At 72.6% G+C, this 14,643-nt stretch carries 14 protein-coding genes; 3 read left to right on the top strand and 11 right to left on the bottom strand.

Annotated features, from left to right (window positions below):
• Positions 1–193: 193 nt before the first annotated feature.
• The 4 genes from ACFXB5_RS47370 to ACFXB5_RS47355 form a co-directional block, all read right to left on the bottom strand.
• Entirely contained in the window at positions 194–1,222 is a 1,029-nt protein-coding gene (locus ACFXB5_RS47370; RefSeq protein ID WP_385220590.1) for a 6-phosphofructokinase, read from the bottom strand.
• A 181-nt stretch (positions 1,223–1,403) separates the two neighbouring features.
• A complete protein-coding gene (locus tag ACFXB5_RS47365) occupies positions 1,404–2,084 on the bottom strand; it encodes a response regulator (RefSeq protein WP_385220588.1) in 681 nt (226 codons plus the stop codon).
• Positions 2,081–3,340 carry a MacS family sensor histidine kinase gene (macS, locus tag ACFXB5_RS47360; RefSeq protein ID WP_385220593.1) on the bottom strand — a complete coding sequence of 420 codons (1,260 nt, stop codon included), beginning with the start codon at positions 3,338–3,340 and terminating at the stop codon, positions 2,081–2,083. The genes ACFXB5_RS47365 and macS overlap by 4 nt, the downstream gene beginning before the upstream one ends.
• Before the next feature lie 91 nt (positions 3,341–3,431).
• Positions 3,432–4,172, bottom strand: coding sequence for a 1-acyl-sn-glycerol-3-phosphate acyltransferase (locus ACFXB5_RS47355; protein ID WP_201856971.1), 741 nt, complete (start codon positions 4,170–4,172; stop codon positions 3,432–3,434).
• Positions 4,173–4,297: 125 nt separating this feature from the next.
• Here ACFXB5_RS47355 and ACFXB5_RS47350 point away from each other — a divergent pair, with 125 nt between their 5' ends.
• Both ACFXB5_RS47350 and ACFXB5_RS47345 read left to right on the top strand, forming a co-directional pair.
• Positions 4,298–5,116 carry an alpha/beta hydrolase gene (locus ACFXB5_RS47350; RefSeq protein ID WP_385220585.1) on the top strand — a complete coding sequence of 273 codons (819 nt, stop codon included), beginning with the start codon at positions 4,298–4,300 and terminating at the stop codon, positions 5,114–5,116.
• Positions 5,109–5,714 carry a hypothetical protein gene (locus ACFXB5_RS47345; protein WP_385220582.1) on the top strand — a complete coding sequence of 202 codons (606 nt, stop codon included), beginning with the start codon at positions 5,109–5,111 and terminating at the stop codon, positions 5,712–5,714. The genes ACFXB5_RS47350 and ACFXB5_RS47345 overlap by 8 nt, the downstream gene beginning before the upstream one ends.
• A gap of 73 nt (positions 5,715–5,787) precedes the next feature.
• On the opposite strand, the gene ACFXB5_RS47340 is transcribed toward ACFXB5_RS47345, so the two are convergent.
• From ACFXB5_RS47340 to ACFXB5_RS47315, 6 genes are all read right to left on the bottom strand, one after another.
• Entirely contained in the window at positions 5,788–6,711 is a 924-nt protein-coding gene (locus tag ACFXB5_RS47340) for an endonuclease/exonuclease/phosphatase family protein (RefSeq protein WP_385220579.1), read from the bottom strand.
• Between the two features lie 16 nt (positions 6,712–6,727).
• Positions 6,728–7,669 carry an ROK family glucokinase gene (locus ACFXB5_RS47335; RefSeq protein ID WP_020872028.1) on the bottom strand — a complete coding sequence of 314 codons (942 nt, stop codon included), beginning with the start codon at positions 7,667–7,669 and terminating at the stop codon, positions 6,728–6,730.
• 57 nt (positions 7,670–7,726) lie between these two features.
• Positions 7,727–8,194 (bottom strand): DUF5304 family protein, encoded by a 468-nt coding sequence (locus ACFXB5_RS47330; RefSeq protein WP_385220576.1) that lies wholly within the window; start codon positions 8,192–8,194, stop codon positions 7,727–7,729.
• 121 nt (positions 8,195–8,315) lie between these two features.
• Entirely contained in the window at positions 8,316–9,689 is a 1,374-nt protein-coding gene (locus ACFXB5_RS47325; RefSeq protein ID WP_385220573.1) for an ArsA-related P-loop ATPase, read from the bottom strand.
• 128 nt (positions 9,690–9,817) lie between these two features.
• A complete protein-coding gene (locus ACFXB5_RS47320; RefSeq protein WP_385220570.1) occupies positions 9,818–10,258 on the bottom strand; it encodes an SRPBCC family protein in 441 nt (146 codons plus the stop codon).
• A gap of 66 nt (positions 10,259–10,324) precedes the next feature.
• Positions 10,325–11,086: a metallophosphoesterase gene (locus tag ACFXB5_RS47315; protein ID WP_385220568.1), complete on the bottom strand. Its 762-nt coding sequence runs from the start codon at positions 11,084–11,086 to the stop codon at positions 10,325–10,327.
• 252 nt (positions 11,087–11,338) lie between these two features.
• On the opposite strand from ACFXB5_RS47315, the gene ACFXB5_RS47310 reads away from it, so the two are divergent.
• Positions 11,339–13,135, top strand: a complete 1,797-nt coding sequence (locus ACFXB5_RS47310) for an AMP-dependent synthetase/ligase (protein WP_385220565.1) — start codon at positions 11,339–11,341, stop codon at positions 13,133–13,135.
• Between the two features lie 253 nt (positions 13,136–13,388).
• On the opposite strand, the gene ACFXB5_RS47305 is transcribed toward ACFXB5_RS47310, so the two are convergent.
• Complete coding sequence (locus ACFXB5_RS47305; protein WP_385220562.1) at positions 13,389–14,531, bottom strand: glycosyltransferase family 4 protein; 1,143 nt, start codon at positions 14,529–14,531, stop codon at positions 13,389–13,391.
• Positions 14,532–14,643 lie beyond the last annotated feature (112 nt).

Here is a 14,643-nt window from a genome sequence, read left to right as displayed (position 1 = left end):
GCTGCTGGACGTCAATAGCGGCACCGCCCGGACGGTCCGTGTCCCGCTGGACCACCGGCGGGGGCGCGCCCCCCCCCCCCCCGCCCACCCCCCCCCCGGGTGGGGGGGGCCCCCCGGCCGGGGGGGGGGGGGTGCTGTGGGGCGGCCGGGGTGTGCCGCCCCGGCCCCATCGCCGTACTGCACCCAGACGGCCTCAGCCGAAGAAGACCTCGGCCTCGGCGTAGAGCGAGGGATCGACCGTCTTGATCCGTGCGGTCGCCTCGGCAAGCGGTACCCGGATGATGTCGGTGCCGCGCAGCGCGACCATCTTTCCGAAGTCCTCGTCCCGGACCGCGTCGATGGCGTGCAGCCCGAAGCGGGTGGCGAGCCAGCGGTCGAAGGCGCTGGGCGTGCCCCCGCGCTGGACATGGCCGAGGACGGTGGTGCGGGCCTCCTTACCGGTGCGCTTCTCGATCTCCTTGGCCAGCCACTCGCCGACCCCGGAGAGCCGGACATGGCCGAAGGAGTCCAGCGTGTCGTCCTTGAGGACGGCGTCGCCGTCCCTGGGCATCGCGCCCTCGGCGATGACCACGATCGGGGCGTAGCGGATCTTGAAGCGGGATTCGACCCAGGCGCAGACCTGGTCGACGTCGAAGCGCTGTTCAGGGAGGAGGATGACATTGGCGCCGCCGGCGAGCCCCGAGTGCAGGGCGATCCACCCGGCGTGACGGCCCATCACCTCGACGACGAGCACCCGCATATGCGATTCGGCGGTGGTGTGGAGCCGGTCGATGGCCTCGGTGGCGATGTTGACGGCGGTGTCGAAGCCGAAGGTGTAGTCGGTGGCGGACAGATCGTTGTCGATGGTCTTGGGGACCCCGACACAGCGGAGGCCGTAGTCGCCGGAGAGCCGGGCGGCGACGCCGAGGGTGTCCTCGCCGCCGATCGCGATCAGCGCGTCGACCTCCTGCTTGGCCAGGTTCTCCTTGACCCGGCGGATACCGTCCTCGCTCTTGAGGGGGTTGGTGCGGGAGGAACCGAGGATGGTGCCGCCGCGTGGCAGGATGCCGCGCACCGCGCGGATGTCGAGGGGAACGGTGTCGTTCTCGAGAGGGCCGCGCCAGCCGTCCCGGAAGCCGATGAAGTCATAGCCGTATTCCTGTACGCCCTTGCGTACGACGGCGCGGATGACCGCGTTGAGCCCGGGGCAGTCACCGCCGCCGGTCAGCACTCCGACCCGCATCGTTTCTTCCCTTCTCCCGTGGAATCCCGTGATTGGGCCCGGTACGGAGAGCCACGCTAACGGTGATCCAGGTCACACGGGATGGGGCGTCGGACGATTCCCGTGCGGATCAAGGGAGTTGGTTTTGAACTTCACCCGTACGAGGGGGTGCCGCTGTGTCACCGGCCTCGGCCGGACGACGTCAGGCGTCGTCCAGGCCGCGCTCGATGGCGTAGCGGACCAGCTCCACGCGATTGTGCAGCTGGAGCTTGCCGAGGGTGTTCTGGACGTGGTTCTGCACCGTGCGGTGCGAGATGACCAGCCGCTCGGCGATCTGCTTGTACGAAAGCCCCTTGGCCACCAGCCGCAGCACCTCCGTCTCACGCTCGGTGAGCTGCGGGGCGGCGGGCTGGTCGGCGGCGGTGGGGGCGGGCTCGCCCGCGAGCCGCCGGTACTCGCCGAGCACCAGGCCCGCGAGGCCGGGGGTGAACACCGGCTCGCCGGCCGCCGTGCGGCGCACCGCGTCCAGCAGTTCCTCGGTGCTGGACGACTTCAGCAGATAGCCGGTGGCCCCGGACTTGACCGCCTCCAGGACGTCCGCGTGCTCACCGCTCGCGGAGAGCACCAGCACCCGCAGTTCGGGGCGGTCGGCGAGCACCTCCTTGCACACCTCGACCCCGGGCAGCCCGGGCAGGTTGAGGTCGAGCACCAGGACGTCGGGCCCCGCGGCCTTGGCCCGGCGGACCGCCTGCGGTCCGTCCCCGGCCGTGGCCACCACGTCGAACCCGGCCTCGGACAGGTCCCGGGCCACCGCGTCGCGCCACATCGGATGGTCGTCGACCACCATCACCGTCACCGGGCGGCCGTCGTGCTGAGCGGTCATCGTGCCGCTTCCCCCTTCTGCTTCGCCTTCTTCGCCGACGCCTTCGGAACCGTCAACTCCACTTCGGTGCCCTGCCCCGGCGCCGAGATCCACTCGGCGGTGCCGCCGAGGTCGCGCAGCCGTCCCCGGATCGACAGGGCCACCCCCAGGCGGCCCTCCGCCTCGGCGTCCGCCAGCCGCCCCTCGGGAATGCCGGGGCCGTCGTCCCGTACGGTCACCATCACCGCGCCCGGCTCGTCCTCCAGCAGGATCCAGGCATGGGCGTCCTCCCCGGCGTGGACCCGTACGTTGTCCAGCGAGGCGCCGACGGCGGCGGCCAACTCCCCGGCGACGCCCGCCGGGAGGAGCACCGGGGCGCCCGGCTCGGAGAAGGTGACCCGGGAGCCGGCGTGCGGGGCCAGCAGGGCCCGCAGATCGCAGGGGCCGCCGTCGGAGCGCTCGGGGTCGGGCGGGCAGGGCGGGACCGGCGGGTCGTCGGCGTCCGGGTCCGCCGCGTCCGGCAGGGCGCCCCGGTCGGCCGCGGCCTCCGTCCCCTCCCCCGTGCGCGGCCGGGCCACCAGACCGGTGGAGACCAGGGTGCGCAGCGCGATCTCCTGCTCCCCCGCCATCCGGCCGAGTTCGGCCGCCTCGCCGCCGATCGCGGCGCCGCGCCGCTGCACCATGGCGAGCACCTGGAGCACGCTGTCGTGGATGTCGCGGGCCAGCCGCTCCCGCTCCCGGGTGGCCGCCTCGATGCGCAGCGCGCGGGCGAGGGTGCGCTCACTGGCGCGGGCCACCTCGATCACATAGCCGATGCCCACGCTCGCCACCCACACCAGCGACAGCATGTGGACGGTGTCCTGGGCGAATCCGCCGCGCTCGATCACATTGGCGGCGCAGACCACGGTGGAGGCCGAGGCTCCCCAGCGCCAGCCGCCCTTGATGGCGAAGCCGAGGACCGCGCCCATCGTCCATATGGAAGGCAGCGTGGGCGTGCCCTCGGCGATCCGGTCGTGGCTGTCCACGAGCGGGGTGAGCAGAATGCCGGTCACCGCGATGCCGAGGTCGCCGACGAGGAACCGCCGGGTGCAGCGCTCGGCCGAGGCGACCATCCGGAAGGTGAGGGCCGTCCACAGCGTCAGCACCGCCATGTAGACGACGGCGCCGATCGGATGGTCGTAGTCGTCGAAGGAGTAGACGCACAGGCCGAGCGCGTAGAGCAGGGTGAGCACCCGGTAGGCGGTCAACGCCTGCCACAGCGGCTGCTCGACGGACATCCGCACCACGCGCTCGCCCCCGGCGCGCTCCCGTCTGGACCGCTCCCTGGACCGCTCCGTCAACGTCCCCCACCCCCCGGTGCCGGCGCGGCTAGGCGCCGGACTTGTGTTTGTCCTTCTCCTTCTCGGCCTTCTCCTTCTCGGCCTGCTTCCGGGCCGCCTCCGCCTCCGCGATCTGCCGCTTGGCGGCGGTGGCGTAGACGTCCACGTACTCCTGGCCGGAGAGCTTCATGATCTCGTACATGACCTCGTCGGTCACCGAGCGCAGGATGAAGCGGTCGCCGTCCATGCCGTGGTAGCGGCTGAAGTCCAGCGGCTTGCCGATCCGGATGCCGGGCCGCATCACCTTCGGCATGACCTTGCCGGGGGGCTGGATCTTCTCGGTGTCGATCATCGCCACGGGGATCACCGGGGCGCCGGTCGCGAGCGCGACCCGGGCCAGACCGCCCGGCTTGCCCCGGTAGAGCCGTCCGTCGGGCGAGCGGGTGCCCTCGGGGTAGATGCCGAAGAGTTCACCGCTCTTGATCACCTCGATGCCCGCCTTGATCGCGGCCTCGCCGGCGCCGCGCGAGCCCGAGCGGTCCACCGGGAGCTGCCCGACGCCCCTGAAGAAGGCCGCCGTGAGCCGTCCCTTGACCCCGGGGGTGGTGAAGTACTCCTGCTTGGCGATGAAGGTGACCTTGCGGTCGAGCACCGCGGGCAGGAAGAAGGAGTCGGAGAAGGAGAGGTGGTTGCTCGCGAGGATGGCCGGACCCTCGGCGGGGACGTGCTCCAGCCCCTCCACCCAGGGCCGGAAGGTGAGCTTCAACGCGCCACCCACCGACAGCTTCATTGCGCTGTAGAACAACCGGGACCTCCTGTATCCGACGAGGAGACCTTAACCTGCCTACCCCGTATGCGGCGCGCCGCGTACGCTGAGGACGTCGAGCCCGCTTCCCCAGCGAACGGAGATCCGTGGTGCCGCTCCTGCCCGGAGCCGAGCCGTTCCGCCACGACGGCGGAGAGATCGGCGTCCTCGTCTGTCACGGATTCACCGGCTCCCCGCAGTCCGTGCGGCCCTGGGCCGACCATCTCGCGGCCCGTGGTCTGACCGTCTCACTGCCGCTGCTTCCCGGCCATGGCACGCGCTGGCAGGATCTCGCCGTCACCGGCTGGCAGGACTGGTACGCGGAGGTGGACCGCGAGCTGGGCAGGCTCTCCCGGGCCTGCGAGCGGGTGTTCGTCTGCGGTCTGTCGATGGGCGGGGCGCTCGCACTGCGGCTGGCCGCCCAGCACGGCGCGGCGATCAGCGGCGTGGCCGTCGTGAATCCGGCCAACCGCATCCACGATCCGCTGGCCGTGGCCCTTCCGGTGCTGCGTCATCTGGTGCCGTCGGTGAAGGGCATCGTGAGCGACATCGCCAAGCCGGGCGCGCAGGAGTCCGGCTACGACCGGATGCCGCTGCACGCCGTGCACTCGATGCGCCGCTTCTACCGGGTGGTCGACGCCGAACTGCCGCAGGTGACCCAGCCGCTGCTGGTGATGCACAGCCCCCAGGACCATGTGGTGCCGCCTGCCGACTCCGAGCGCATCCTGAGTCAGGTGTCCTCGCGGGACGTCACCGAGCGGCTGCTGGAGCACAGCTACCACGTGGCGACGCTGGACCACGACGCCGAGTTCATCTTCGAGGAGACGGACACGTTCATCACCCGGCTGACGGCGGGTATGGGTGAAGACACCACCCGGACCGGCCTCGGGAAGGGCAGCGGAAGGGAGGGGGCGGCGGCCAGTGGCTGAGCGCGACTCGAATGAGAACGAGGCGGACGCACGGCGGGACGACGACGCCGCCTTCGCCGCGATCGTCGCCGCGTACGGGGAGGAGCCGGAGGACCCGCCCGGCGCCGAGCGTTGGCCCGCCGCCGAGAACCTCGACGAGGAGCGGGACCGGGACCGCCGTTCCGCGGCGGACGGCGACACCGATGCCGACGCCGACGGGTCCGGTGACGGCGAGGCGGCCACGGGCGGGCTGACCAAGCCCGACAAGACCGGGAAGCCGGGCGGCTTCATCGTCTACGCCCCGGGCGTGGGCCCCCGCGACTGGGACCCCGAAGAGCCGTCCGAGGACGACTTCGACGAGACCGACGAGGGGCATTTCGTCCCGCCCGAGCCGCCCCCGCTGCCCGAGTCCGACACCACCTCCCGCTTCGCCTGGCTCGGAGTGCTGGGCGGGCCGCTGCTGCTGCTCGGAGTGGTGCTGTTCCAGGTGGAGATGGTCTGGTGGATCGCCACGCTGGGCGTCGGCGGTTTCCTCGGCGGCTTCGTCACGCTGGTGCTGCGGATGAAGGACGACGGCGAGGAAGAGGACGACGACCCGGGGCGCGGCGCCGTCGTCTGACCGCGACGCCGTCGTCTGACCGCGGGCGCTCCGGAGCCGGGCGCGCCCCGGCTCCGGCTTCATCCCCGCCCGCTCAGACCGGGGACACCCGGGGCAGCCTGAGGGCGGCCAGCACCGGAAGGTGGTCCGTGGCCGCGCGAAGGTCCGCGTCGGTGACGCCCGGCAGCCCGGCCGGAACCCCACAGCCGATGATCTCGATGCCCTCCGAGGCGAAGACCCCGTCGATGCGCCGGCGCGGGTCCTTGGCGGAGAAGGTGGCCTCGCTCCCCCAGGGCTCGGTGGCCCAGCCGTCCCGCAGTTTCCCCGCGATCCGGCGGAAGGCGCGGCCGTCCGGCCGGTCGTTGATGTCACCGGCCGCGATGGCGTACGGGACGTCCAGCGCGGCCAGGTGGTCCAGCAGCATCCCGGCCTGTTCGTAGCGCTCGGCCTCGGCGAGGCTCAGATGGCAGCTGACCACGCCGAGCCGGACGCCGTCGCCGTCGCCGTTCTCCGGGCGGGCGGTGTCGCGAAGGCCGGTGTCACGGAGGCCGGTGTCACGGTGGCCGGTGTCACGGAGGCCGGTGTCACGGTGGCCGGTGTCACGGAGGCCGGTGTCACGGTGGCCGGTGTCACGGAGGCCGGTGTCACGGAGGCCGCCGCCGAAGCGCAGCACGGCGGTGGCGAAACCGCGCCGGTGCAGCCCGGGGACGCGCGGCAGCAGGGTGTCCTCGGCGCGCTCCACATGGGCGCGCAGCGAGGTGAGGATCATCGGGCCGGCGGCGGTGGCCCCGCCCGTGGTGTAGACGAGACCGGTCTCCCGGGCCAGCCAGGCGGCGGCCTTGCGCCAGCGGAAGAAGCGCGGCGCCTCCTGGACGCAGACGACATCGGGGGCACAGGCCCGGATCACCCGGGCCAGCGCCTCGCGGTCGTCCCGCATCGAGCGGATGTTGTAGCTGAGCACCCGCACCACCGCCGCGTCCGGGCCGGTGGTGGATCCGGGCAGGTCCGCGAGCGGCACGTTCCCCCCTCGCGTCTCAGCCCTGGCGGGCCAGGTCGGCGGCGCCGACGAGCCCGGCCTTGCCGCCGAGCTGGGCGGCGAGCACCTGCGCGTGCGGACGCCACTGATTGCCCACCAGCCAGCGCCGGAAGGACTTGCGGATCGGCTCCAGGACGAGATCGCCCTCGTCGGAGACCCCGCCGCCGACGATGAACGCCGAGGGGTCGAAGAGCGAGGCGAGGTCGGCGAGCCCGGCCCCGGCCCAGCGGGCCAGCTCACGGAAGGAGTCGATGGCGACGGGGTCGCCCTGGCGGGCGGCGTCGCTGATGTGCTTGCCCTCGATGCCCTCGGAGGTGCCGTCGCCCAGGCCGAGCAGGACCGTGGCGTTCTCCGGGGTGGCGGCGGCGCGCTGCTTGGCGTAGCGGACCAGGGCGCGGCCGGAGGCGTACTGCTCCCAGCAGCCCTGGCTGCCGCAGCCGCACAGCAGTCCGTCCGGGACGACCCTTATGTGGCCGAACTCGGCCGCGACGCCGAACCGGCCGCGGTGCAGCTTGCCGCCGATGATGATGCCGCCGCCGAGGCCGGTGCCGAGGGTGATGCAGACGACGTCGTCATGGCCGACCCCGGCGCCGAAGCGGTACTCGCCCCAGGCCGCGGCGTTGGCGTCGTTCTCCACCACGACGGGCAGGCCGACGCGCTGCTCGACCTTGTCCTTGAGCGCCTCGTGCCGCCAGTTGATGTTGGGCGCGAAGAGCACCGTGGCGCGCTTGTCGTCCACATACCCGGCCGCGCCGATGCCGACGGCCTCGATCTCATGCCCCTCGCTGACGATGCGCACCGCGTCCGCGATGGCGTCGACGACTCCCTCGGGAGTGTGCGGGGTCGAAACCTGGCTCGTCTCGAGAATCGAGCCCTCTTCGTCGACCACGCCGGCCGCGATCTTCGTGCCGCCGATGTCGACGCCGATGGTGAGTCCCATGAGTCCCTCAGTTATTTGGTCGAACCCCGCCGAGGCTAACGGTACCGGAGGTGGCGCTCAGTCGAGGTCGATGTGTTCACTACTCGAACTCTCGGATTCTCCGCCGCTGCCCTTGGAGTCGCCCTCGGCGCCCTGGGTCCAGCGTCGCTCCTGGCCGGTCACGGCGGCGCGATAAGCGGCAAGCAGTTCGGATCCGGCGCTTGCGAGGTGTTCGAAAACCTCTGGATTGCGCTCTATGACCGGTTCTACGCTGGCCTTCGCCTGTTCGATCAATTGTTGTACGGCCCCCTGAACAGCCGTCCCGGCGATCGGCGCCTGGGCGACCTTCTCGGCGAGCGCGTCAGCCAATTTGAGGAACTCCTCGGCCACGCTTCCGGGCTCCTCTGTGGTCTGCCGGGCCCGCTGCCTGGCCCGCTCGGCGGCGAGGTCCTCCTGACAGGCCCGCTCCCAGGCGTCGGGGTCGATCTCGGTGACCGGCACATCGGTGACCGGGGGCTCCGGGGGGCGCTCGGTGGCATCGCTCATGGCGAACTCCTGCGGCGGGGATGCTGGCTGCCCGGTGACGTTCATCCGGGATTGTGACCGACGTTACCGGACGGAGGGGGGCGGGGTCAGAGCCGGAGACCGGCCGTCGTGGACACGGGCGTCAGAGCCGTTTCGGCCACAGGTCCGGGTCGGGGGTGAAGCGCACCTGGAGCCATCCGTCGCGCAGCCCGGCGCCGGAGACGGTGCAGCGGCGCAGCGCGGACGGCAGCGGCAGCACCCGGTGGAACGGCGCGACGGTGACGATCAGTTCATCGCCCCGGCGCACCAGGGAGAGCCCGTCGCGGTCGGCGCCGGGCAGCGGCAGCCGCCACAGCAGCACCCCGTCCTCGGCCAGCCGGTCCTCGACGGTCCAGGGGTCGGGGGCGGGCCGGTCGGACCGCGCCCCGGGCGCCCCGACGGCCCCGGCGAGACCGGCGAGCCCGGCCGGGGCGCGCCGGGCGCCGTCGCCGGGGTGCGGGTCACCGAGGTGCGGGTCACCGGGGCGCGGGTCACCGGGGTGCGGCTCGGCGGAGTGCGGCTCACCGGAGTGCGGCTCGGCGGGCCGCGGGTCGCCGAGGCCGTGCGGATCGCGGCCCAGATGCGGCAGCTCACGGACCGGGACGGCGGGGGCCCACTGCTCGTACAGCTCCTTGAGCGCGTCCTGCTGCTGGCCCGACAGCGCGGCGAGCCACGGGTCGGAGGTGCCGGTGGGCAGCAGCCGGTTGGCGATCACCGCCTCCACCCGGCAGCCGTGCAGCGCCAGACCGGCGCGGGCGGTGCGCAGCGCCCGGTCGGCGAGCGGTCCGGGCTCCACGACCAGCCGTACCGTCGTGGCCTCGGACTCGATCACGCCCTGGACGGCGGCCAGTTCCCGCTCCCAGCGCTCGGCCGTCTCGTACAGCTTCTGCGCGGGCATCGGCACCCCCGCCAGCTGGGCGAGCATCGGCCGCAGCGCGCGGGCCGCCTGCCGCTCGGCGGGCAGCAGCCGGCGCAGATAGCGCCGCAGCTGCTCGGGCAGCGCGAGCAGCGCGACGGTGTCCGGCGCCGGCGGCATGTCGACGACGAGGACGTCCCAGCCGGTGCCGGGCGGGGCGGTCTGGGCGGCGCGCAGGGCGCGCAGCAGCGCGATGGCCTCCACTCCGGGCAGGGCGGTCAGCTCCTCGCCGTCCAGCGGGGTCGCGCCGAGCAGGTCGAGCAGGCCGTGGCCGCGGTCCTGGAGGGCGGTCAGCTCACCGCGGAACCACTCGGCCGTGACGACCCGCGCCGCCCACAGCCCCGGCGCCGGCTCGACGGGTACGGACCACGGCAGCCGGTCCGCCGAGCGCCCGGGGACGGACCGCGGCGTGCCGATGCCGAGCAGCGCCTCGGGGGTGCCGTCGGAGTCGGCGGTGAGCAGCAGGGTCCGCTGCCCCTCACGGGCGGCGGCGAGGGCGGTCGCGGCGGCCACGGTGGTGCGGCCCGCGCCGCCGGTGCCGGTGACGAGGACCGTACGCATGAAGAGAGCCTCCGGCAGGGGGTTACGTCGGTGTGCGCGGCGCGGGTCCGGTGATCCGCACCCGCCGGAGCGTACCCCGCGCCGTGGATCACCCCGGGCACGTCGGGGCCCGGGGTGGTCCGGGCGGGTCAGGCGCCCTCGACGCGCTTCTTCAGACCGGCGAGCGCGCGGTCGATGATGACCTTCTCGGCCTTGCGCTTGATCATGCCCAGCATGGGGATCTTGACGTCGACCGTGAGCTGGTACGTCACCTCGGTGCTCTTGCCGCCGTCGCGGGCCGACAGCCGGTAGGAGCCGTCAAGGGTGCGCAGCATCTGGGACTTGACCAGGGACCAGTTGACCTGGTCGTCCCCGGTCCAGCTGTACTGGAGGGTGTAGTCGTCCTTGATCGCGCCGGCGTCGAGCAGCATCCGAACCTGCTCGGCGCGCCCCTGGGTGTCCTTGGTGAGGATGTCGGCCTCCTTCACCTCACCGGACCACTCCGGGTAACGGTCGAAGTCGGCGATCACCTCCATCACGTCGGCCGGGGCCGCCTCGATCGTGATGCTCGAGCTGGTGTGTTCCGCCATCGCCGTGGCTCCTCCGTACCGGTCCGCCGCATGGGTCCTCTGCGGCTGAAGGCTACCGCGCGCCGGTCACCACTCCAGGGCCCAGGGGGTGCCGGAGGAGGCGAAGTGTCCGACATTGACGCACTCGGTGGCCCCGATCCGCATACGGCGGACGAGCGGCTGATGGACATGGCCGAAGAGGGAGTACTTGGGACGGACGGTGTGGATCGCCTCCAGCAGGGCGGCACTGCCGCGCTCGAAGCGGCGGGCGACGGTGTCGTAACAGAGGTCGGGCACCTCCGGCGGGATGTGGGTGCAGAGCACGTCCACCTCGCCGAGCGCCGCGATCTTCGCCGCGTAGGCCTCGTCGTCGATCTCGTAGGGGGTGCGCATCGGCGTGCGCAGCCCGCCGCCCACGAAACCGAAGACCAGCCCGCCGATCTCGACGCGCTCGCCGTCCAGAACGGTGGTGCCGGACTGGGCGTACTCCGGCCACAGTGACGGCATGTCGACATTTCCGTAGGTGGCGTACGTCGGGGTGGGGAACGCGGCGAAGAGTTCGGCGTACTGGCGGCGGATGGCCGCCTCTATGGCCGCGTTGCGGTCGAGTCCCTCCCACAGCCGGTTGCCGAGCGTCCGGGCCTCCTCGAAGCGGCGGGCGGTGCGCAGTTCGACCAGCCGGTCGGCGTTCTCGACCCCGAAGAGATCGGGGAAGATGCCACGTGAGTGATCGGCGTAGTCGAGGAAGAGGACGAGGTCACCGAGGCAGATCAGGGCGTCCGCCCCGTCGCCGGCCTTCTCGAGGTCCTCACTGTTGCCATGCACGTCACTCACCACGTGGACTCGCATGCGTGTCACCCTAAGACGTAAGGGCCCGCGCCCGTAAGGTGTTCCGCCTGCACCGCCCCGCGTCTACCTGCGGTTCCTTAGCGGGCGCGGCGCCCGTCGACTAGTCTGCGGGCAGCACGAAGGCGGTGTGTGACGCATCAAACATCTGGGCAGGAACCCCTATCCCGGAAGCGTACCGATGGGTAACGTCCGGGCCGTCCACCACCCCCCATGCCCTGTAGCGGCGCCGGCGCCCCACGAGGAGCAGCAGTCTTGCGCGAGTTCAGCCTTCCGGCCCTGTACGAGGTTCCGGCCGACGGCAATCTGACGGATCTCATCCGCCGCAATGCCGCACAGCATCCCGATGTCGCCGTGGTCGGCCGCAAGGTCGACGACCGATGGGAGGACGTGACCGCGACCGTGTTCCTGGCGGAGGTACGCGCCGCCGCCAAGGGCCTGATCGCGGCCGGTGTGGAGCCGGGCGACCGGGTCGGCCTGATGTCCAGGACCCGCTACGAGTGGACGCTGCTCGACTTCGCCATCTGGAGCGCGGGCGGGGTCACCGTGCCGGTGTACGAGACGAGTTCACCAGAGCAGGTCCAGTGGATCCTCAGCGATTCGGGCGCGGTGGCCGCGCTGGTCGAGACCGGCGTCCACGAGGCCGCCGTCGAGGCCGTACGGGACACCCTGCCCGCCCTGAAGCACGTCTGGCGGATCGAGGGCGACGCCATCGGGACGCTGGGGAAGCTGGGCGAGCACGTGCCCGAGGAGAAGGTGGACGAGCGCTCCTCGATCGCCAACGCCGACTCCCCCGCCACCATCGTCTACACCTCGGGCACCACCGGCCGCCCCAAGGGCTGTGTGCTCTCCCACCGCAGCTTCTTCGCCGAGTGCGGCAACGCGGTGGCGCGGCTCAAGCCGATCTTCGACACCGGTGAGTCATCGGTGCTGCTGTTCCTCCCCGAGGCCCATGTCTTCGGGCGGCTGGTGGAGGTCGCGGCGGTGCTGGCGCCGATCAAGCTCGGCCATGTGCCGGATGTGAAGTCCCTGACCGACGAACTCGCCGCGTTCCGGCCCACCTTGGTGCTGGGCGTGCCGCGCGTCTTCGAGAAGGTCTACAACTCGGCGCGGGCGAAGGCCCAGTCCGAGGGCAAGGGCAAGATCTTCGACAAGGCGGCCGACACCGCCATCGAGTACAGCAAGGCGCTGGACGTCCCGGGCGGACCGTCCTTCGGGCTCCGCTTCAAGCACAAGGTCTTCGACCGGCTGGTCTACAGCAAGCTGCGGGCCGTGCTGGGCGGCCGGGCCACCCACGCCATCTCCGGCGGGGCGCCGCTCGGCGAGCGGCTGGGCCACTTCTACCGGGGCATCGGCTTCACGGTGCTGGAGGGCTACGGCCTGACGGAATCCTGCGCGGCGACCACCTTCAACCCCTGGGACCGGCAGAAGATCGGCTCGGTCGGGCAGCCGATGCCGGGCACGGTGGTGCGCATCGCCGACGACGGCGAGGTGCTGCTGCACGGTGAGCACCTCTTCACCGAGTACTGGAACAACGAGCCGGCCACGGCGGAGGCGCTGTCGGACGGCTGGTTCCACACCGGGGACGTGGGCACGCTCGACGAGGACGGCTACCTCACCATCACCGGCCGGAAGAAGGAGATCATCATCACCGCGGGCGGCAAGAACGTCGCCCCGGCGGTGATAGAGGACCGGATCCGGGCCCACGCCCTGGTGGCCGAGTGCATGGTCGTCGGCGACGGCCGTCCCTTCGTGGGCGCGCTGGTCACGGTGGACGAGGAGTTCCTGCCGCGCTGGGCGGCCGAGCACGGCAAGCCCGAGGGCGTGACGGTGGCCGAACTGCGGGAGGACCCGGACCTGCTGGCGGAGATCCAGCAGGCGGTGGACGACGGCAACGCGGCGGTGTCCAAGGCGGAGTCGATCCGGAAGTTCCGGGTCCTGGCGACGCAGTTCACCGAGGACTCCGGGCATGTGACGCCCTCGCTGAAGCTGAAGCGGAACGTGGTGGCGAAGGACTTCGCCTCGGAGATCGAGGCCATCTACCGAGGCTGACGGCCGCCAGACCGCCATCTGCCGAGGCTGACGGCCGCCAGACCATCGGGCCCGGGGGCGCGCCCCCGGGCCTTACGGGGTGTCCTGCGGACCGCGCGGCGGAGCCGCATGGCAGGGGCCTCGCCCCCTGGACCCCGGGGTCTGGGGCGGAGCCTCAGTTGAGGGAAGGGGCGGGGAGGGGAAGGCATCGATATGCGGCTCCGCCGCGTGGCCCGCCGCAGGCGTCATGACCCGCCGGACACCCCCTGGGCCGTCACAGCAGCGACTTCAGGCGGTCGGCCAGCAGATCCCAGCGCCAGCGCTCCTCCACCCAGGCGCGGCCCCGCTCGCCCATGCGGCGGCGCAGCTCCGCGTCCTCCAGCAGGGTCACGACGCGCTCGGCGCTCTGCTCGGCGGAGTCGCCCCGTACGACCCATCCGGTCTCGCCGTCCAGCACCGCGTCCGGCGCCCCGCCCGAGTCCCCGGCGACGACCGGCAGCCCGGTCGCGGACGCCTCCAGATAGACGATGCCGAGGCCCTCGACGTCCAGCCCGCCGCGGCGGGTGCGGCAGGGCATGGCGAAGACGTCGCCCGCGCCGTAGTGGGCGGGCAGCTCCTCCCAGGGGACGGGGCCGGTGAACCGCACCGACCCGGCCACACCCGTGGTCTCCGCGAGGCGGCGCAGATCCTTCGCGTACGGCCCGCCGCCGACGATCAGCAGCACCGCGTCCGGCACCCGCCGGAGGATCCGCGGCATGGCCCGGATCAGCGTGTCCTGCCCCTTGCGCGGCACCAGCCGGGAGACGCAGACCACGACGGGCCGCTCGGCCAGGCCCAGCCGGGCCCGGATCTCATCGCCGCCCGAGCCGGGGTGGAAGGTCTTCTCGTCGACGCCGGGTGGGAGTTGGACCATGCGGGCGGCGTCCCGGGGGTCGAGCGCGGCGGCGATACGGGAGCGGGTGTACTCACCGAGATAGGTGACGGTGTCCGTGGCCCCGCCGATCCGCCGCAGCAGCCGCCGTGAGGCGGGCAGCTGCGCCCAGGCGGCCTCGTGGCCGTGCGTCGTGGCCACCAGCCGCCGCGCCCCGGCCGCGCGCAGCGCGGGGGCCATCAGCCCGAGCGGCGCGGCGGCGCCGAACCACACCGCTGTGCAGCCGTGCTCGCGCAGCAGCGCGGTCGCGCGGCGGGTGACGCGCGGGGTGGGCAGCAGCATGGTCGTCCGGTCCCGGACGACCGGGTACGGCTGCTCGGCGTCGAAGCGGGCGGTGGCCTCGGCGCCCTCCCGGCCGCGCTTCCAGGTGGAGGCGTAGACGACGATCCGGTCCGGGTCCAGGCGCAGCGCGATGTTGTGCAGAAACGCCTGGATGCCGCCGGGGCGGGGCGGAAAGTCGTTGGTCACGAGCAGGGTCTTGTCCATCGTGGCCGACAGTACCGGGTGCGTCGACGGGCCCGCTCCGCCGTGCACGGGCCGGGGCGCGGGGGCGGGGGCGCGGGGGCGGGGCCCGGGGCGGGGGGGGGCGGGGGGGGGG

Source organism: Streptomyces sp. NPDC059455 (assembly GCF_042750115.1).
In the GTDB taxonomy this organism is placed as follows: domain Bacteria; phylum Actinomycetota; class Actinomycetes; order Streptomycetales; family Streptomycetaceae; genus Streptomyces; species Streptomyces endocoffeicus.
Note: the sequence above shows the minus strand (reverse complement) of the source record. Positions and strands in the feature narration are given on the sequence as shown.